Genomic DNA, 18,102 nt, shown 5'->3' with positions numbered 1-18,102 from the left:
ACCTACTTTCTCTCAAAAGTAAAGCCCGCAAAGCAGGACTTTGCGGGCTTCTGTTCTTAGCCTAGAAGAAGTGGTTGTGAAAAGCAACTACTCTAGTTTCTGAACATCATTTTTAATGGTCACTTTATTTTTAATGACGCCTTCTGAATAGAACAAATCAGCAATATCTTGTTCTTCCTGTGTGATTTTATCCGTCATCGCCGTCATGGTATAGTGCCGACGGGTAATCATCTTCATGACCACTTTTTTAGGTAACTTCAATGATTTTTCCATCATCTTCGCTAATGCTTGATGATGCGTATCGGCCCAAGTCATATCATCTGATAAATACTTGATGATATATTTCGACAAGGTTTTGTTCTTTTTGGCAAAACTGGTTGACGACACGATAAAATCACGGTTTTTACTTAAGCCATTGCTATCCGTTAATAACTTGGCATTTTGCTGAAGTTGCGCTGAGGCCGTGTATGGATCCCAAGTGGCCCAAGCGTCTACTTTACCTTTACTAAAGGCGACGCTGGCCGCAGATTGATCTAAATTAACCCAAGTGACATCATCGGCGGATAAACCAGCTTCTTTCAAAGCACGTAATAATAAATACTGTGAGCTGGTACCCTTAGTATACGCCACACGCTTGCCTTTCAAATCTTTAACCGACGCGATGCTAGCTGTCTTTTTCACCACAATGCCAGAGCCTTTTGTCTTCGTCGAACCAGCTGCAACATAGGTCAGTTTCGTCCCGGCGGCCGCAGCGGTAACGGGTGGGGTATCGCCTAACCGGGCATAGTCAATGTTACCTGACTTCAATGCTTGCATTAAGGAAGAGCCATCTTGGAATTCCTTAAAGACCACTTTATAGCCTTTGGCCTTGAGCTTCTTGGCAAATTCACCACGTTGTTTCGCAATATCGATTGGGTCTGCTTTTTGGTAACCGATCGTCACGGTTTTGGTGGTTGAATCGTTGCCACCATCTGTTTGATGCCAGCCGGATAAGGCAATGCCGACCCAAGCCAGCACGATAACGACGAGTAGCCCGAGTTTCCAATGCCGGCGCATTATTGTTCACCAACTGTTACGGCTAACAGTTGCTCACGCAGCTTTGGCCGTAACACCTTTCCAGTCGGATTTCTTGGAAATTCAGTGACAAACCGCACATCCGTTGGACGCTGATAGCGCGCTAAATGTTGTTCAGCGTAGGCCAAAACAGCTGCCCGTTGCTCCGCTTCATGCTGGCCTGGGGTACGGCTCATGATCACAGCCGTCACCGCTTCACCATATAAGTCATCCGGTAACCCAATCACCGCAACACCAGCCACAAAATCCAATTCATTTAAGCAGTTTTCAACGGCTGCTGGCGCGACTTTTTCACCGCCACGACTGATCATTTCTTTACGGCGACCTTTGACAAATAAGTAACCCTCTTCATCTAAATAACCTAAATCACCGGTTAAGAACCAGCCATCTTTAAAGGAATCATTGGCCACATCTAGGTAATGCGCGATCACATGATCGCCACGAACCGCGATTTCCCCTACTTGGTGTGGGGCCTTCGTGAAATGGTCATCGATCAACAGCGCTAATTCAGTGCCAAAAGCCTTGCCGGCAGAACCAATTTTAGGTGCCTCAAAGGGATTGATCGTGCACTGGCTCGCCGTTTCGGTCATGCCATAACCTTCTAAAATCTGGGTGTGAAAACGGCTTTCAAATTCACGTAACTTATCTTCAGGCAACGCAAATGAGGAACACCGTACAAAGCGCAATTTAATATCAGGTGTATAGGCTTGGTTCGCCGCTTCATTCAGCAAGAGAATCGTGATGATCGTTGGCACCACGGAGACCCAAGTCACATGGTTAGCCTTCACTTGTTGCCAAAAATGACTGGCACTGAATTTCTTAGTGATCAACAATTTGCCGCCGGATAACCGGGTGGATAACACCGACATAACTTGAGCGTTAATGTGGAACATTGGCATCACGATCATGGCAGTATCAGCAGCTGTCATGCGATGACTCACAATATCGTGCTCCGAGCCATTTAACAATAGCCGATGTGATAACCCCACACGTTTCGGTTTACCGGTGGTCCCTGACGTGTTGAGAATCAGGGCCAGATCGTCTTCTTGAATCGTTTGTTGGACGGTAGCCAATTGGCTTTGATCCCCTAAGATTGGCAAAACGGGCGCCGTTTCAAGCGCCGCTTGATGTTGCACCAAGTCCGTGACACTGGCAAAAGCGGTCACTAATTCTGGTTTGACGATGACCACCGGATAATGGAATTCTTGCCATTCAGACAACAATTGCGCCGCTGGTGTGGTTTCAGAAATCGGATGCGCCACCGCCCCTAATTCCCAAATCGCCTGCATTAAAACGGGATAGACGGCCGAATTATCCCACGATACTAAGATCTGATCGCCTTTACGGACGTGCATCGCCAGTAATGCTTGGCGAACGGTTGCCATATCTTTTTGAAATTCACCACCTGTAAACCAGCGCTGACGCGCTTCATCTTTCATAATTGGTGTGGTGACATGATTAACGAGTTGTTGATTGAGCTTTTCTAATAATTTGGTCATGTTGTCGAACCCCTTTCTTAAACGGATGCCACTGTGGCCGGCCAATTAAGGCGCCAAACGGTGGGATCTTGTAACAGCCCCAGGCAATGGCAAAGGCTGTTCCGATAACAAATAAATAGCCGAATGGTAACAGTAACACAAAGCCCCAAGACGGCAGTTGAATGTGGGCTAAAATCACACGTAACAGTGCTAACGCTAAGGTTTGATCAAGGTAGATGCCAAAGGAGACTTTGGCGCCGGCGTGGATCAAACGGTCCAACCAGCCCCACATCCCGTGCTCACGCCAATAGGCATACCCGCGATCGACCCAGAACACAAACGTGATCATCATTAAGTCATAAACTAATAAATAAGGCTGATGGACGGACTCAGTGGCCGCCATGCTCAGGTGGAGGACTTTTTGGTCGAAGAAGAATAAGCCCACCGTCCCAATGGCTAAGACACCTGTGAACCAACCAATAAAGCGGGCGTGTTTGTGAATAAAGGCATCCACTGCTTTGTAGTGAATGGCCGTAAACGCACCAGCTAAGAAATACACTTGATACACCAACACGTTCATCCCATAAGCCCGGAATAAATACCACCAGTGACTGCGGTCAACGTTTGGCAAGCCATATTTAATGGCGATCAATAACATCATTTGGGCGGTAATACTCACGATCATGATCTGGCCATGACCTTCAGGAAACTTTTTAAATAGCCACACGATCAATGGGAAGAGCAAGTAAAGTTCAAAGGTGACCAAAATATAGTACATATAAAATTGATTCCCATGAATCACAGCATCCCAATATTGTGGTGTGAATTTCTGCCAGCTAAAGCCGGTGGTCACCGCTAAAGTGCCGGCTAATAAAATTGCGTTCCAGCCTAAATATGGAATGCCCACGCTCCCATAACGCTTGCGCCAAAATTGGCCCCAGCGCCCGTTACGGTTGTAGTGGTTTAACACCAACACCAAGCCGGTCATAAACATAAAGCCCATTCGCGTGAAATGTAAGGATAAATGGGTGGCTTCTAAAAACAGTTGACTGCCAGAAGAATTGGCAATGCGGCCTTCAAAGGCAGTGGTGGTATGGTTCAGTAAGACCCCGAAAATGAAAATGATCCGCATGAGATCAACTTCATATAAATAGGGCTTTTTTGATTTTGCCACGCTAGCCGACCCCCTTGACATCAGGTTGTGGGCCCATAATATCCTGCAAAACTTGTTCAGCAACAATCCCTAATTTTTCAGGCGTTTTGCCACCTAACCCCGGTTCTTCATAAAGATTGGTGCCATCCTTCATCACAATGATCCGATCAGCCATTCGCGCAGCTTCGTCCACATCGTGGGTGACTAAAATAGTGGTTAAGTGTTGTTTGTGACAAATGTCTAAAATCAGATCCTGCATTTTACGTCGGGTCAGGGCGTCTAGCGCGCCTAACGGTTCATCTAGGAGTAACAGCTGGGGCTTGGCCATTAAGGCCCGTGCTAACGCTACCCGCTGCTTTTGCCCGCCGGATAATTGGCTGGGATAAACGCTGGCAAAGTCGGTTAATCCCACCAGGTCCAACATGGTTGCAGCTTGAACTTGAACTTGTGGGTCACGGCTTTTAAACGACACATTTTCCAGTACTTTTAACCAAGGTAACAAGCGATCGTTTTGAAACATCACCCGCACCACCGGCTGCGCCTCGGCATAGTCGATTGTGCCACTGGTCGGTTGCTCCAAATCAGCAATTAAACGGAGTGTGGTACTTTTACCGCCACCACTCATGCCAACCAGGGCTAAAAATTCACCTTGTTTTAAATTAAAATTAACGTCATGCAACGCTGTAGTGGCGCCGTATTGTTTGCGAATATTTTGTAAGGTTAAAAAGTCAGTTGTCATCTTAAGACCTACTTTCTGCTTGGCGCCATTCAAGGCAAAGATCTTCCAACATTTTGGCTAATAGGTCGGACACTTTACCTAAGACGGCATAAACGATGATACAGAAAATCACAGTTTTCATATCCATAAATTCTTCAGCATTCGTGGCTAAGTAGCCGATACCGGAGCTGGCTGAAATGGTTTCAGCGACGATCAAGGTGGTCCACATGACACCTAAGGCATACCGGAAGCCCATGAGAATCGTTGGCAGTGCGCCAGGTAAAATGATCTTCGTGAACAATTGCCACCGGCTTAAACCGTAAGAATGGCCCATTTCGATAAGTTCTGGATCCACTGAGCGAATGCCGTGGAACGTATTGATGTAAACCGGGAACAAGACGCCAATGGCTACTAATGAAATCTTCGCCGTTTCACCAATACCTAAGGCGATGATCACCAACGGAATCAACGATAAATGCGGAATGTTCCGCAACATTTGGATCGAGGTATCAAATAACCCGCGACATACTTTGGACAGACCGTTGACAAAGCCTAAGATAAAGCCTAAACTGCCGCCAATTAACAAGCCGGTTGTGGCCCGATAAAGGCTAACACTTAAATTCTTTTGTAATTCCCCTGATTGCCACAAGCTCACACCATCTTGTAAAACCGCTACAGGTGATGGTAATGTGGCGCTGCTGATCCAGCCGACTTGACTGCTTAATTGCCAGCCAATTACGATCGCGGCTGGAATCAACCACGGTAATAAACGTTGCATCCGAAAATGCATTTTTGGTTTTGGTAATTGATGCCCATGCATCAGTTCCGTGGTACTTTCCATTTCAATCGCCTACCTCATTTTTTTGATTTGTTTGAATTGAACAAGTCTAACTTTAAGAAAATCAACTTAAAGTCAACTTAATAAAATGTGGTCTTTTTGTGAATTCTTTTTGAATGAAAATGGGGTGTAACCGGCGCAAATACTGGATTTCAGACCAAAAAAAGCCACTGTGCATTTGTGCACAGTGGCTTAACTGATCTGTTATGATTGACTGTTGGCTTGGGCCTTTTGGGTCTCCTTTTCAAGCAATTGCTTTAACTTGGCCACGTCATAAGGTTGAATCGAATATTCCCGATTAGAAGGATTCATCACCGACGCCACGCGACTACTGTGACTTAAACCTAATGCGTGCCCCATTTCATGCTCAGCCACGTTGGTTTCTTCCACAGCCGTATAGCCACCTGCCGTGATGCGCTGTAAATCCAACTTACAAACAGCCTGAGTGGTGGTTTCTGTCGTGGTCTTCACAGCACTTTTCGTCGTGATGGTCTGTGAACGCTCTTGGGTCAATCCAACCGCATTATTGGCAATCGTTTGCGGTCGTGTTTCTAAAATAATATCGGCTTTACTTTGATCGGTGGTTTGAACCAGTTTGACCACGCCTTGCCGATTCCAGGCCGCAACGGCAGCTTGCCACACACTGGTTAAATTCGTTTGCGGCTGCGACTGATCCGTTTGAAAGTTTTTATAATGACCAATATAGTACGTCATCGTACTTTTGGTTTGCACCAGATCTTGTTGTGATTGCGTCTCCGTTGTTTGATCAGAATTCACTTTAACGGGTTGGATCAATCCTTTTGCGCGCAAGGTGGCGTTGATGCGCGTCGCCCAAGTGGTTAAAACAGGCGTTAATTTTTGCTGTAGCGGCTGGCGATACACGTAAACACCAGCTAATAGTGCCACAAAAATAATCCAGTGAATCAAGCGTTTCATGCTGCACCTTCTTTCCAATCAGTAAACGAAATTGTTTTTACATTACCGAATCTTCCCCCAATAAACAAGGGACTTAAGACTAACTTTAAGAATCATTTGCCTTCTTGTGCTTTTCCGTGTAGCCTATAAGCCAATGAAAAAGGGGGTAGATTCATGTTAGCAACACGCTCAAAAGCTTGGACAGTGGCGATCTTAGGGGTATTGATCGCCATGCAAGTCCTGTTAGGCAGTTTCTTCAGCATTCAATTTTTAATCACCAAGATCACATTTTCATTTATTGTCACAGCAATTATGGCTCGGTTATTCCCACCACATCTCACAGCTGGTGCCAGTGCACTTTCGAGTATTTTAGGCATGCTATTATTTCCTAAGTTTAGCTTTTTTATCGGCTTTGCGCTAACAGCTGGCTTAACCGGCTGGACTTATGCCTATTTTCTCTATCAACAACCGCTCAAATGGTGGCGCGTTGCCGCTGCTTCAGCATTGGTAACTTTTGGGTATAATTTATTTTTGAACAGCCTATGGCTCCACTGGATGTACGGCTTAAAATGGGCCGTTCTATTCAGTACTCGTATCCCACAAGAACTTGTGAGTTTTGTGATCTATGTGGGCCTGATCCAACTGGTATTGAAGGTTTTGCCTTTGTCCCAACTCACGCGGCGTGCCCTGCACTAAAACGTAAAAAAAACAGCCTACTAGCAATTGCTAGTAGGCTGTTTTAAGCTTGTTTAGCCTTCTTCAGATACGAATGGTAGTAAAGCCATGATCCGTGCACGTTTGATCGCAATTGTGATCTTACGTTGGTTCTTGGCGCTTGTACCAGTCACACGACGAGGTAAAATCTTACCACGTTCTGAAACGAAGCGACGTAATAAGTCGATATCTTTGTAATCAATATGTTCAATATGATTAGCAGCGATAAAATCGACCTTACGACGACGACGGCCACCGCGACGTTGTTGAGCCATATTATTGTCCTCCTTTGTCGAACATTAATCGCAATTCACACACTTAGAATGGTAAATCGTCATCCGAAATATCAATTGAGTCGCCATTAGCGGCAAATGGATCATTCGGGTTACTAGCCGGTTGACTGTTATTCTGAGTTGGTGCTGGATTGCTTGGTCCTTGAGGAGCCTGACTGCGTGGTTGTGTTGGTGCTTGTGGTTGGCTATTATTACCACCAAAACTATTGTTGTTGGCTTGATAACCACCTTGGTTAGCCCGCTGTTCACCTTGATTGCGTGATTCAAGTAATGAGAAATTATCGACAACCACTTCGGTCACATAAACCCGTTGACCTTCCGCGTTATCGTAATTTCGAGTTTGAATTCGGCCTTCGATCCCCACAAGTGAACCCTTGTGGGTGAAATTTGCAAAGTTTTCAGCTGATTTACGCCAAATGACACACGTGATGAAATCAGCTTCACGTTCACCGTTGCGGTTCGTAAATGAACGGTTAACGGCTAATGTAAACTGACCAACAGCTGTGCCACTTCCCGTATAACGTAATTCAACATCGCGCGTTAAGCGACCAATTAAAACGACCCGATTGATCATGATAGCTCCCCTTTCCCAATATAATTTTTAGATAGCTTGTTCAAACCAAGCTTTTGGATTATTAGCCTTCTTCAACTGTGATCATGTGACGAATAATGTCGTCATTGATCTTTGAAAGACGGTCAAATTCACCTAATGGTGCATCGTCGGTTGTTGCAACACGAACCAAGTGGTACAAACCTTCACGGTAGTTCTTGATTTCGTACGCTAAGCGACGTTTTGACCAGTCCTTCGATTCAATCACTTCAGCACCATTATCCTTTAAGATGTTATCGAAGCGTTCTACCAAAGCAGCTTTGCTTTCTTCATCGATATCAGGACGGATGATGTAAAGAATTTCATATTTTTTTGATTGAGCCATTGACTGTTCACCTCCTTATGGTCTTTAAGGTCCTCTCTCCGAGGACAAGGAGAATCTAAAATAACTTAGATACTCACAAATTAAGAGTATAGCATGATATAACTTGTATTTCAAGCAGTTTTTGTCTCAAGAACCAATCCCCATCGCCGTCGCGGCTTATTAATAAGTTATGCAAATGAACGACGATTCTGTTAAAAAAGTCGTTTTAAATAAAGCTGCGAATGAATCCTTTCATGAACTCAACCATGACTCGCCCAGCGCAACACTTTCTTTTCGTCTCATAACGGCCATTGATGCGTTTAATTGATTCAAGCTCAACACTTTTGCTTTAGCTCAACACTTAACAAAAAAACGACCGTAAAATGGTCGTTTTCGTACGTTTTAATTAAGCTTCTGGTGTTTCTTCTGGTGTGGCCACTGCTTCTTCGTCGTCAGGTTGAACCTTCGCAATTGTGGCGACTTTAGCATTATCGTCGACGCGAATCAAGCGTACCCCTAGGGTAGCCCGGCTGGTTTCAGAAACGTCTTTCACGTGGAAACGAATGGCAACGCCGGTATCGGTCATTAACATGACATCCTCATCACCATTGACGGTGACTAAGCCCGTCAATGGCCCGTTTTTAGCTGTCACGTTACTGGTTTTGACCCCTTTACCGCCACGCCCTTTAATTGGGTATTGGTCGGATGGGGTTTGTTTGCCATAACCTTTTTCGGAAATGACTAACACTTTATTATCGGCCGTCAATAGATCGGCGCCAACCACATAATCGTCGTCACGTAACCGGATCCCGCGAACCCCACTGGCAGAGCGGCCCATAGAGCGAACAGCGGCCTCTGCGAAGCTAACGGCATAGCCTAAATGCGTGCCAATGATCAAATTTTGTTGCCCATCAGTTAGGCTGACTTGGATCAATTGGTCATTTTCTTTCAAGGTAATAGCCTTTAAACCATTGCTGCGAATGTTATGGAATTCACTGACAGGTGTCCGCTTCACAACCCCTAAACGGGTGGTGAAGAACAAGTATTGATCCGCCGCGTCAGCTGACACATTGATCACCGTTTGAATTGTTTCACCGGAATCAATTTGCAATAAATTGATCACAGGAATCCCTTTGGCAGTCCGGCCATATTCTGGGATCTCGTAACCTTTTGCCCGATAAACTTTCCCAGTATTGGTAAAGAAGAGCAACATATCATGGGTCGAGGTGAAGACTAAGTGCTCAATAAAGTCATCATCATGCATGCCCATGCCTTGGATCCCACGACCACCACGATTTTGTGTCTTGAATTCAGCTGCTGGCAAGCGCTTGATGTAGCCATTGTGCGTCAATGTGATCACAACGTCTTCTTCTTCGATCAAATCTTCGTCTTCCAAACTTAACACTTCACCGACTAGCAATTCCGTACGCCGCTTGTCACCAAATTTATGCTGAATATCGAGTAATTCTTGATAAATAATCTCGTGGATCCGTTCTGGCTTCGCCAAGATGTCTTGGAAATCCGCAATTTTCTTCATCAATTCTGCGTATTCACTTTCAATCTTGTCCCGTTCCAAACCGGTTAACCGTACCAGACGCATGTCCAAAATGGCTTGCGATTGCTTGTCATCAAGGTCATAACGATCCATTAAAATCGCTTTGGCCACTTCACCAGTTTTTGAACTGCGAATGATGCGAATGATCTCATCAATGTGGTCTAACGCAATCCGCAATCCAGCCAAAATATGAGCCCGTGCTTGTGCTTTCTTCAAATCAAAAGCAGTCCGCCGCCGAATCACTTCTTCTTGATGTTCCAGATAATATTCAAGAATTTCCTTAAGCGACAATAAACGTGGCGTGCCTTTAACAATCGCTAACATGTTAAAGCCAAATGACGTTTGCATCAACGTGTTTTTAAATAAGTTGTTCAAGACCACTGACGCGGACATATCCCGACGAATATCGATTGTGATCCGCATGCCTTCACGGTCTGATTCATCATTTAGATCAGTGATGCCTTCGATCCGCTTATCCCGAGCCAAATCGGCAATGCGTTCCACCAACTTCGCCTTGTTCACCATGTATGGCAATTCCGTCACAATGATCCGTTCTTTGCCATTCTTTTCAGTGACGATCTCGGTTTTAGCGCGTAAGGTAATCGTACCCTTACCGGTTTCATAAGCTCGACGAATGCCCGACTTGCCCATGACTAACCCACCAGTTGGAAAATCTGGCCCTGGTACAGCTTCCATCAAATCCGCGGTGGTCGCCTCTGGATTGTCCATTAAAATGTGCAACGCACTGATGACTTCTGACAAGTTATGCGGTGGAATATTAGTGGTCATCCCAACGGCAATCCCAGTAGCGCCGTTTACCAATAAGTTCGGGAAACGGGCTGGTAAGACAGTTGGTTCCTTTTCAGTACCATCATAGTTGGGCTGATAGTCGATGGTATCTTTGTTGATATCACGCAACATTTCAGTGGCAATTTTACTCATTCGCGCTTCGGTATACCGCATGGCGGCGGCACCGTCGCCATCCACAGACCCAAAGTTCCCGTGACCATCCACTAATAGGTAACGGTAACTGAAATCTTGGGCCATCCGTACCATGGATTCATAAATCGCAGAGTCACCATGGGGATGATACTTCCCCATAACGTCCCCAACGATCCGGGCTGATTTTTTATAAGGCTTATCTGGTGTGACACCCAGTTCATTCATACCATAAAGAATCCGCCGATGAACGGGCTTTAAACCATCACGCACGTCAGGCAAAGCCCGGGCAACAATGACACTCATGGCGTAATCCAAGAAGGATGTCCGCATGGTGGTTGCCAGATTCACGTCCTTGATCCGGCTATTTTGTGGTTCGTCTGCCATTTTGCATGTACCTCCTAAATACTCTAAGGACTATTTTGCTTCCGCAAAAATCTTATTTCCGGAGGATGTCCATTCTCTCGGGCGAACCCCGCCACGATAGAAACATGGCTCCTCCTAAATACGCTAAGGACTATTTTGCTTCCGCAAAATCTCATTTCCGAAGGATCACCAGTCCTGTAGGGTCAAACCACTCCGCAGGACACATGGCCTCCTATAGCTACTGTCTATTTTGCGCTCACAAAGTTTTTAAATATCCAAGTTTTCAACATAATGAGCGTTTTCTTCGATGAATTTCCGCCGTGGGTCGACTTTATCCCCCATCAGCATTTCGAAGACTTGATCTGCTTCCTTGGCGTCCGTTAAATCAACCCGCAGCAAGCGGCGATAATCAGGATCCATGGTGGTCTCCCATAATTGAGAGGCGTCCATTTCACCTAACCCTTTATAACGCTGGATAACTGGCTTAGGACTTGGTTGCAGACTATTTAAAACGCTTTGTAATTCTTCATCTGTGTCCACATAACGTTGCATTTTACCTTGGCGCACTTGGTACAACGGTGGCTGCGCAATGTAAACATAACCGGCTTCAACCACTGGCCGCATAAAGCGATAGAACAAGGTTAATAACAACGTGCGAATATGGGCACCATCCACATCGGCATCGGTCATGATGATCAATTTATGGTAACGTGCTTTGGCTAAATCGAATTCTTCCCCAAAGCCAGTCCCCATGGCTGTGAATAACGTGCGAATTTCTTCATTGGCTAAAATGCGGTCCAAACTAGCTTTTTCCACATTTAAAATTTTCCCACGAATCGGCAAAATGGCTTGGGTCAACCGCGAACGGCCTTGCTTAGCTGAACCGCCGGCGGAATCCCCTTCGACGATAAATAATTCTGAAATTTCAGGGTCACGGCTGGAATTATCTGCTAATTTACCAGGTAAATTACTGATTTCCAAACCAGATTTTTTCCGCGTCACTTCCCGGGCCCGTTTAGCGGCTAAGCGCGCTTTAGAAGCCAATAACCCTTTATCGATCACTTGACGGGCAATCTTAGGATTTTCCATCAAATAGCGGGAGAAGGTCTCCGCAAACGTATGATCCGTCACGGTGCGCGCATCCGAGTTCCCTAATTTGGTTTTGGTTTGCCCTTCAAATTGGGGATCGGGATGCTTGATACTGACCACAGCGGTCATCCCTTCACGCACATCTTCACCGGATAATTTTTCGTTTTCTTTCAACAAGTTAGACTTGCGCGCATAATCGTTGATCACCCGCGTTAAAGCTGTTTTAAAACCAGCTTCATGCGTGCCGCCTTCATACGTGTGAATGTTGTTGGTAAAGGTCATTAAGTTGGTGTGGTAGTCGTCTGTGTATTGCAGCGCAACTTCCACCGTAATGCCCTTTTCCACGCCTTCAACGTAGATCGGTTCTGGGAATAAGTCTTCTTTACCTTCATCCAAATATTCCACGTAGCTCTTAATGCCGCCTTCATAGTGGAAAACTTGCTTCGTAGGTTCTTCCGGCCGCAAATCTTCAATCGTTAAGCGTAGGCCTTTATTTAAGAAAGCCAGTTCACGAATCCGCGTGGTTAAAATATTGATGTCATACGTTGTGGTTTCTTGGAAAATATCTGGATCTGGCCAGAAATGCACAATCGTGCCGTGTTCATGCTCGGCAGCTGGTCCTAACACCTTTAATTCAGTATTCACTTTACCGCGCTTAAAATCCATGTAATAGCGTTGACCATTTTTAATGACTTCAACGTTCAGCTTTGTGGATAACGCGTTGACAACCGAGGCCCCAACACCATGCAACCCACCGGAAACCTTGTATCCGCCGCCGCCAAACTTACCACCGGCATGCAAAATCGTATAAACTGTTTCAACCGCTGGCCGGCCGGTTTTTGCCTGGATCCCCACTGGAATCCCACGTCCGTTATCGGTGACCTTGATCGAATTGTCCTTTTCAACAATCACGTTGATTTCATCGGCAAAACCTGCCAACGCTTCGTCGATCCCGTTATCCACAATTTCCCACACCAAATGATGTAGGCCTTGTGATGTCGTCGTCCCGATATACATCCCAGGCCGTTTACGCACAGCTTCAAGTCCTTCTAAGACTTGAATTTGACTGGCATCGTAGGACTTCGCAAGTTCTTCTAATTTTTCTTCTTTTTGCTCGTTCTTTTCTTCGTCTGTCAAAACAAAACCTCCTAAGGTCTCTGATGTCTATTTTGCTTCCGCAAAATCTTATTCCGGAGGATGTCCATTCTGGTGGACGAAAACCGTCACACCAGAAACATGGCACCAGCTAAAAGCACTACTGTGTCTTTGCTTCGCAAAGGTTCTATTTTCGCTGGTTGTCCATTCCCTCGGGCGCAACCCGCCACGATGGAAACATGGCACTTTCTCAAATACATAGCGGCCTATTCGTCACTAACGGTTAACGTTCCGGATTGAATTCTAAAAATACGTGGTGCTTGAATGAGGGTGCGTGCGACACCACTTAAACTAGTGGTGGTGATAAAAGTCTGCACTTTATTTTGGATCACTTTAAGTAAATGCGTTTGCCGGGCATCATCTAGCTCAGACAAAACATCATCGAGTAACAAAATCGGATACTCACCGGTTTGTTCTTTCATCAAGTCGATTTCCGCCAATTTCACTGACAAGGCTGTGGTCCGCTGCTGGCCTTGTGAGCCAAAAGTTTGCACATTTTTGTCATTGACTAAAAAACGCACATCATCACGATGGGGACCATTTAACGTCGTCCCTTGCTCGATCTCACGGTCTACTTCGGCGGTGAACGCTGTTTGTAAAGCCATTTGTAGGCCCTCAGCGCCAGTGTCCGTTAAGTCCAAATTCGTTAAATAATCAAAGGTCAGTGTTTCCGCACCTTTGGTGATGCCTTGATGCAACACTTGGGCCCAGCCTTCTAGCTTCTTCAAAAACTGCAACCGCTGGGCAACGATCATCCCCCCAAATTGGGCGAGTTGTTCGGACAAGACGTCTAAGTATAAGCGGTCCTTAGCTTGTTTATATTTCAACTGTTTTAAGTACTGATTGCGTTGCTTTAAGCACAATTTGTATTGGCTAATGTTGTATAAATAACGCGGGCTCATTTGGCCAAATTCCATGTCAATAAAGCGCCGGCGTACTGCCGGTGCACCTTTGACCAGTGCCAAGTCTTCAGGTGCAAATAAAATGACATTTAATTGCCCTAAGTATTGGGATAGCTTGGCCTGCTCCAAATGATTGACCTTGGCCTTTTTACCTTTACGACTGACCACCAATTCCAAGGGAACCTTGCCACTGCTTTTACGCACAACCGCCTCGATTTTGGCAAAAGCCGCTTGCCAATTGATCAAGTCTTTTTCGTTGTTTGTTCGATGGCTTTTCGTTAAGGCCAGAACATACAGCGACTCGAGCAAGTTCGTTTTACCTTGGGCATTTTCACCAAGTAACACGTTAATATCAGGCGAGAAATCCACTGTCACCTGTTGATAATTACGGTAATTGGTCAGCGCTAAGTGCTCCACATACATTAGGCATCATCACTTGGTGCATCGGCTTTTGACCGTAAAAAAAAGTAACCAGCGTCAGGAATCTCAACTTGGTCACCAGGTACTAACTTCCGACCACGGCGCTGTTCTTCTGTGCCGTTTACCAAAACCGTTTGCTCCCGCAAAAACCATTTGGCTTGGCCACCGGAATCGATCAAGGCTTGCTCTTTTAGCAGTTGCCCTAAAGTGATTGCCGCACTATCAAGATATACGATTTTTTTCACGAAAACTCATCCCTCACTTCATGATCGATTTAATTTCTTATGTATATTATACCCTTTCTGAAAGCCAAAAACAACGGATCATGGTTTAAAAGCCATTTTCAGCCACGAAATACCCCTCCAGATAAAAAAGACCTTTTTTGCTTAAAATGGCGCAAATAAAAAAATATGCGGTTTTAAACAAATTTGGCCTAAAATCTGTGCACAACTCAGGTCCTAGCGCGCTTAAAAATCATAGCGCCGATTTTTAACGCCTCAGCGCATACATGAAAGGCTACAATTCACAGTTCTTTTGTGGATAATGACTAAAACGGTGTATAAACCAGCGCTAACTGCTGTTTAACCCACCGTTATCCCCAAGGCTGCACGTTTAAGCGCACAAAAAAAAGCGTGTTACCCAGGTGGATAACACGCTTGTGATTAAAATGTGCGTACAGGTGTGATCAACTGAATGAATTGGTCATCATCTTCAGTTGGCACAAGGGTAAACGGCCGCAACGCGGAGGTAAACGCAATCCGAATTTGCGTTTGGCCGAAAGAGCGTAACGCATCTTTCATGTAATCAGGGTTAAAGGAAATTTCCAACGCTTCACCACTAACCGACTCAGTATTCAGCGCTTCTTCCACATTCCCCACATCCGGTGAATTACTGGAGATCATCACGTTACCATCTTCCGGCGTTAACGCTAATTTCACCACGTTGTTGTGACTTTCGTGTGACAGTAAGGAAGCCCGCTCGATGGCAGCTAACAAACTGGGTGCATTAAACTCCGCTTTGGTGCTTGAAGTGGTGGGAATCAAGCGCGATGTTTCTGGATAGTTGCCTTCAAGTAAGCGGGAATAAAACGCCGTATTTCCAGCTAAGAACAATACTTGATTGTCGGCAACGCGCATTTCAACTTGATCAAAATCTTCGCCTAAGGTCCGTGATAGTTCAACCAGGCTCTTCCCAGGAATGATCACGTCATAGCGAATATTAGGGTTAATGTCTAAGTTAATTTTACGTTGGGCCAAACGATGTGAGTCCGTGGCCACTGCTAAAAGTTCACCGCCAGCTAATACCAAATGGACCCCAGTTAAAATAGGCCGACTTTCTTGGGTTGAAACGGCGATCACGGTTTGTGCGATCAATTGCCGTAACACAGGGACGTCGAGCATCAGTTGATCGTCTGTTTCAATTTCTGGTAGCCGTGGATAATTATTGGCGTCTTGGCCTTTGATGGTAAAGGCCGCTGCGCCTGAGCACAGTTCGGTTTGGAAATTATCTTTGACTTCAAACGATAATGTTTTTTCAGGCAAGCGTTTAACGATTTCGCTAAAGAAACGTGCTTGTAACACAATGGCCCCTGTGGAGACAACACTCAGCTCTGCTTCCTCATCGGTGACAGGAATAAAAGACTCGATGGAAATATCAGCATTGCTCCCGGTTAAGGTCAGGCCGTTATCAGTAAGGACCAGTTTGATCCCCGTTAAAATTGGAATTGTGGTTTTAGAAGAGATTGCCCGTTGGACGTCATTAAGACGGCGGACGAAGTCAGGCCGGTTGATCGTGAATTGCATAAACGAAAATGCCTCCTTAAATTTTAAATGAGCAGCGCCGCAGGCGGCTGCTCTTTTTATTTTAATTAAGTATAAAGAACTTTAAGTAATAGTAGTAGGCCCTGTTAATACTGGGGAAAACCCAGTGAAACCTACGAACAAGCGCTTATTCACATGTGGATAACTTCTGGATAACGTTGGGGATATCTTTGAACTTTTCCACAAGTTAAGCTTTGAGAATATTTTTAAGTTCGCGAATATCGGTTTGCAGTTGATCATCTGTTTTCAACTCTTGACCGATCTTTTCATGGGCGTGAATAACAGTGGTATGATCTTTCCCACCAAAGGATTTACCGATTTTTGGTAAGGAATTATCAGTCATTTCCCGGGAAAGATACATGGCAATTTGGCGGGGATAAACAATTTGTTTGACCCGTTTTTTACCTTTCAGATCCGCGACGGTCACATTATAGTATTTTGAAACGGCGTTTTGGATGGTGGTGATGGTTAAACCCATGGTTTTCCCGTCAAGTTTTAAGTTCTTCAGCGCGTCCGCTGCCAAACTGGTGGTGATCGGCGTTTTTTTAAGGTTAGCGTACGCTTGAACCCGCAATAAAGCGCCCTCTAATTCGCGAATGTTGGAGTCGATTTGCCCAGCAATATAGCTGAGGGTGTCGTCTGGAATGTCCACTCGCTCAGCGTCCGCTTTGTTACGCAAGATTGCGATCCGTGTTTCCAAGTCTGGCGGTGTAATATCCACGGATAAACCCCATTTAAACCGGGAGATCAAGCGCTCTTGTAGCTTGGGAATTTCATTGGGTAAGCGATCAGAAGTTAACACGATTTGTTTTTTATCTTCATATAAAGCGTTGAAGGTGTGGAAGAATTCTTCCTGAGTCCCTTCTTTGTCGGCAAAAAACTGAATGTCATCCACTAATAATAGATCCACACCGCGGTATTCCTGACGGAACCGTTCCTGTTGCTTGGTTTGAATTGAATTAATGAAGTCATTGGCAAAGGCCTCTGACGTGACGTACTTCACTTTCGCATTTGGTTGCGCCGCTAACAGCTGGTGACCAATGGCGTGCATTAAGTGTGTTTTGCCTAAACCGACGCCACCATAAAAAAACAGTGGGTTGTACATCATCCCAGGTTCTTCAGAAACCACCAATGCGGCAGCGTGTGCCATTTGGTTACCTTTACCGGTGACAAAGGTTTCAAACGTGTACTTATTATTGAGATGCGTTGGGCGCATGAAGGTGGGCATTTGCTCATCGTCGTCGGCCCCGTCAGACTGGGGTTTTTTAGGCATTGTGGTAGTTGTTTTTGGTTTCTCATCGGCCACACGGATCACCGGCGTGATTTCCAAGTTGGCGAATTGATAAGCGCCTTCAACAACTTTTGTGACGAGTCGTTTGTTCCAATAGTCTTGGTGCAGTTTTGATGGAACATCGATTACGAGTTGATCTTTGGTTAAGGCCACAGGTTTAGCAGTCGCGATCCAGGTGGAATACCCAACTGGGGCTTCTGTATCGTGGAATTTTTTTTCAAGATAAGCCCATAAATCGTTTAATTCAGACACAAAAAAGCCTCCTTTTTAACGTGATACGTGGTGTTTTCAAAAAACACCCGCGGTTTTTGTTGTTAATCCACATGAATCAGCCACAAAAATGTATCTCTAGTTTAGCATTCTCAAAAAAAGTTTTCCACAACTTTTGATAAACTGTTGAAATCTTATCCTCAAAATCCACATGCTTGTGAATTGTGTTTTTCACTTTCTGGGCGCAATTCTAAATCG

16 protein-coding genes are annotated in these 18,102 nt (G+C 45.2%); 1 reads left to right on the top strand and 15 read right to left on the bottom strand.

All coding sequences use genetic code 11. The annotated features are described in order from the left end of the window. Nucleotides 1-87: 87 nt before the first annotated feature. The 6 genes from FC07_RS12615 to FC07_RS12590 form a co-directional block, all read right to left on the bottom strand. Nucleotides 88-1,056 (bottom strand): aliphatic sulfonate ABC transporter substrate-binding protein, encoded by a 969-nt coding sequence (locus tag FC07_RS12615; RefSeq protein ID WP_057905446.1) that lies wholly within the window; start codon nt 1,054-1,056, stop codon nt 88-90. Continuing rightward, nucleotides 1,056-2,573: an AMP-binding protein gene (locus FC07_RS12610; protein ID WP_057905445.1), complete on the bottom strand. Its 1,518-nt coding sequence runs from the start codon at nt 2,571-2,573 to the stop codon at nt 1,056-1,058. Before FC07_RS12610 ends, FC07_RS12615 begins: the two co-directional genes overlap by 1 nt. Beyond that, entirely contained in the window at nt 2,533-3,747 is a 1,215-nt protein-coding gene (locus FC07_RS12605) for an acyltransferase (protein WP_057905444.1), read from the bottom strand. Before FC07_RS12605 ends, FC07_RS12610 begins: the two co-directional genes overlap by 41 nt. Then, nucleotides 3,728-4,444: an ABC transporter ATP-binding protein gene (locus FC07_RS12600; RefSeq protein ID WP_057905443.1), complete on the bottom strand. Its 717-nt coding sequence runs from the start codon at nt 4,442-4,444 to the stop codon at nt 3,728-3,730. The genes FC07_RS12605 and FC07_RS12600 overlap by 20 nt, the downstream gene beginning before the upstream one ends. Before the next feature lies 1 nt (nt 4,445). Beyond that, nucleotides 4,446-5,243, bottom strand: coding sequence for an ABC transporter permease subunit (locus tag FC07_RS12595; protein WP_235807520.1), 798 nt, complete (start codon nt 5,241-5,243; stop codon nt 4,446-4,448). A 222-nt stretch (nt 5,244-5,465) separates the two neighbouring features. Next, nucleotides 5,466-6,197 (bottom strand): matrixin family metalloprotease, encoded by a 732-nt coding sequence (locus FC07_RS12590; protein ID WP_057905441.1) that lies wholly within the window; start codon nt 6,195-6,197, stop codon nt 5,466-5,468. A 153-nt stretch (nt 6,198-6,350) separates the two neighbouring features. Here FC07_RS12590 and FC07_RS12585 point away from each other — a divergent pair, with 153 nt between their 5' ends. After that, entirely contained in the window at nt 6,351-6,872 is a 522-nt protein-coding gene (locus FC07_RS12585) for a folate family ECF transporter S component (protein ID WP_057905440.1), read from the top strand. A 53-nt stretch (nt 6,873-6,925) separates the two neighbouring features. On the opposite strand, the gene rpsR is transcribed toward FC07_RS12585, so the two are convergent. The 9 genes from rpsR to dnaA form a co-directional block, all read right to left on the bottom strand. After that, a complete protein-coding gene (gene rpsR / locus FC07_RS12580; protein WP_057905439.1) occupies nt 6,926-7,165 on the bottom strand; it encodes a 30S ribosomal protein S18 in 240 nt (79 codons plus the stop codon). Nucleotides 7,166-7,208: 43 nt separating this feature from the next. Further along, nucleotides 7,209-7,757 carry a single-stranded DNA-binding protein gene (gene ssb / locus FC07_RS12575; protein ID WP_057905438.1) on the bottom strand — a complete coding sequence of 183 codons (549 nt, stop codon included), beginning with the start codon at nt 7,755-7,757 and terminating at the stop codon, nt 7,209-7,211. A 61-nt stretch (nt 7,758-7,818) separates the two neighbouring features. Continuing rightward, nucleotides 7,819-8,118, bottom strand: a complete 300-nt coding sequence (gene rpsF / locus FC07_RS12570; protein ID WP_057905437.1) for a 30S ribosomal protein S6 — start codon at nt 8,116-8,118, stop codon at nt 7,819-7,821. A 385-nt stretch (nt 8,119-8,503) separates the two neighbouring features. Next, complete coding sequence (gene gyrA, locus FC07_RS12565; RefSeq protein ID WP_057905436.1) at nt 8,504-10,978, bottom strand: DNA gyrase subunit A; 2,475 nt, start codon at nt 10,976-10,978, stop codon at nt 8,504-8,506. Nucleotides 10,979-11,224: 246 nt separating this feature from the next. Beyond that, nucleotides 11,225-13,183 carry a DNA topoisomerase (ATP-hydrolyzing) subunit B gene (gene gyrB, locus FC07_RS12560; protein ID WP_057905435.1) on the bottom strand — a complete coding sequence of 653 codons (1,959 nt, stop codon included), beginning with the start codon at nt 13,181-13,183 and terminating at the stop codon, nt 11,225-11,227. Nucleotides 13,184-13,407: 224 nt separating this feature from the next. Then, a complete protein-coding gene (gene recF, locus FC07_RS12555) occupies nt 13,408-14,526 on the bottom strand; it encodes a DNA replication/repair protein RecF (protein ID WP_057905434.1) in 1,119 nt (372 codons plus the stop codon). Continuing rightward, the gene (gene yaaA / locus FC07_RS12550; protein WP_057905433.1) at nt 14,526-14,768 is read right to left on the bottom strand and encodes a S4 domain-containing protein YaaA; all 243 of its coding nucleotides are present in this window, start codon (nt 14,766-14,768) and stop codon (nt 14,526-14,528) included. Before yaaA ends, recF begins: the two co-directional genes overlap by 1 nt. A gap of 417 nt (nt 14,769-15,185) precedes the next feature. After that, nucleotides 15,186-16,325: a DNA polymerase III subunit beta gene (gene dnaN, locus FC07_RS12545; protein WP_057905432.1), complete on the bottom strand. Its 1,140-nt coding sequence runs from the start codon at nt 16,323-16,325 to the stop codon at nt 15,186-15,188. Nucleotides 16,326-16,530: 205 nt separating this feature from the next. After that, a complete protein-coding gene (gene dnaA, locus FC07_RS12540; protein WP_057905431.1) occupies nt 16,531-17,886 on the bottom strand; it encodes a chromosomal replication initiator protein DnaA in 1,356 nt (451 codons plus the stop codon). Nucleotides 17,887-18,102 lie beyond the last annotated feature (216 nt).

The sequence above is a fragment of the Loigolactobacillus bifermentans DSM 20003 genome (assembly GCF_001434575.1).
Classification (GTDB): Bacteria; Bacillota; Bacilli; order Lactobacillales; family Lactobacillaceae; genus Loigolactobacillus; species Loigolactobacillus bifermentans.
The sequence above is the reverse complement of the archived record's forward strand: the minus strand, read 5'-3'. Positions and strand labels throughout refer to the sequence as shown.

Bases quoted from the DNA above. Each gene is read 5' to 3' on its own strand.
- FC07_RS12585 (WP_057905440.1), top strand. From the start codon at position 6,351: ATGTTAGCAACACGCTCAAAAGCTTGGACAGTGGCGATCTTAGGGGTA.
- FC07_RS12595 (WP_235807520.1), bottom strand. From the start codon at position 5,243: ATGCATGGGCATCAATTACCAAAACCAAAAATGCATTTTCGGATGCAA.
- rpsR (WP_057905439.1), bottom strand. From the start codon at position 7,165: ATGGCTCAACAACGTCGCGGTGGCCGTCGTCGTCGTAAGGTCGATTTT.
- FC07_RS12615 (WP_057905446.1), bottom strand. From the start codon at position 1,056: ATGCGCCGGCATTGGAAACTCGGGCTACTCGTCGTTATCGTGCTGGCT.
- FC07_RS12605 (WP_057905444.1), bottom strand. From the start codon at position 3,747: ATGTCAAGGGGGTCGGCTAGCGTGGCAAAATCAAAAAAGCCCTATTTA.
- FC07_RS12590 (WP_057905441.1), bottom strand. From the start codon at position 6,197: ATGAAACGCTTGATTCACTGGATTATTTTTGTGGCACTATTAGCTGGT.
- rpsF (WP_057905437.1), bottom strand. From the start codon at position 8,118: ATGGCTCAATCAAAAAAATATGAAATTCTTTACATCATCCGTCCTGAT.
- dnaN (WP_057905432.1), bottom strand. From the start codon at position 16,325: ATGCAATTCACGATCAACCGGCCTGACTTCGTCCGCCGTCTTAATGAC.
- ssb (WP_057905438.1), bottom strand. From the start codon at position 7,757: ATGATCAATCGGGTCGTTTTAATTGGTCGCTTAACGCGCGATGTTGAA.
- recF (WP_057905434.1), bottom strand. From the start codon at position 14,526: ATGTATGTGGAGCACTTAGCGCTGACCAATTACCGTAATTATCAACAG.
- FC07_RS12610 (WP_057905445.1), bottom strand. From the start codon at position 2,573: ATGACCAAATTATTAGAAAAGCTCAATCAACAACTCGTTAATCATGTC.
- FC07_RS12600 (WP_057905443.1), bottom strand. From the start codon at position 4,444: ATGACAACTGACTTTTTAACCTTACAAAATATTCGCAAACAATACGGC.
- gyrA (WP_057905436.1), bottom strand. From the start codon at position 10,978: ATGGCAGACGAACCACAAAATAGCCGGATCAAGGACGTGAATCTGGCA.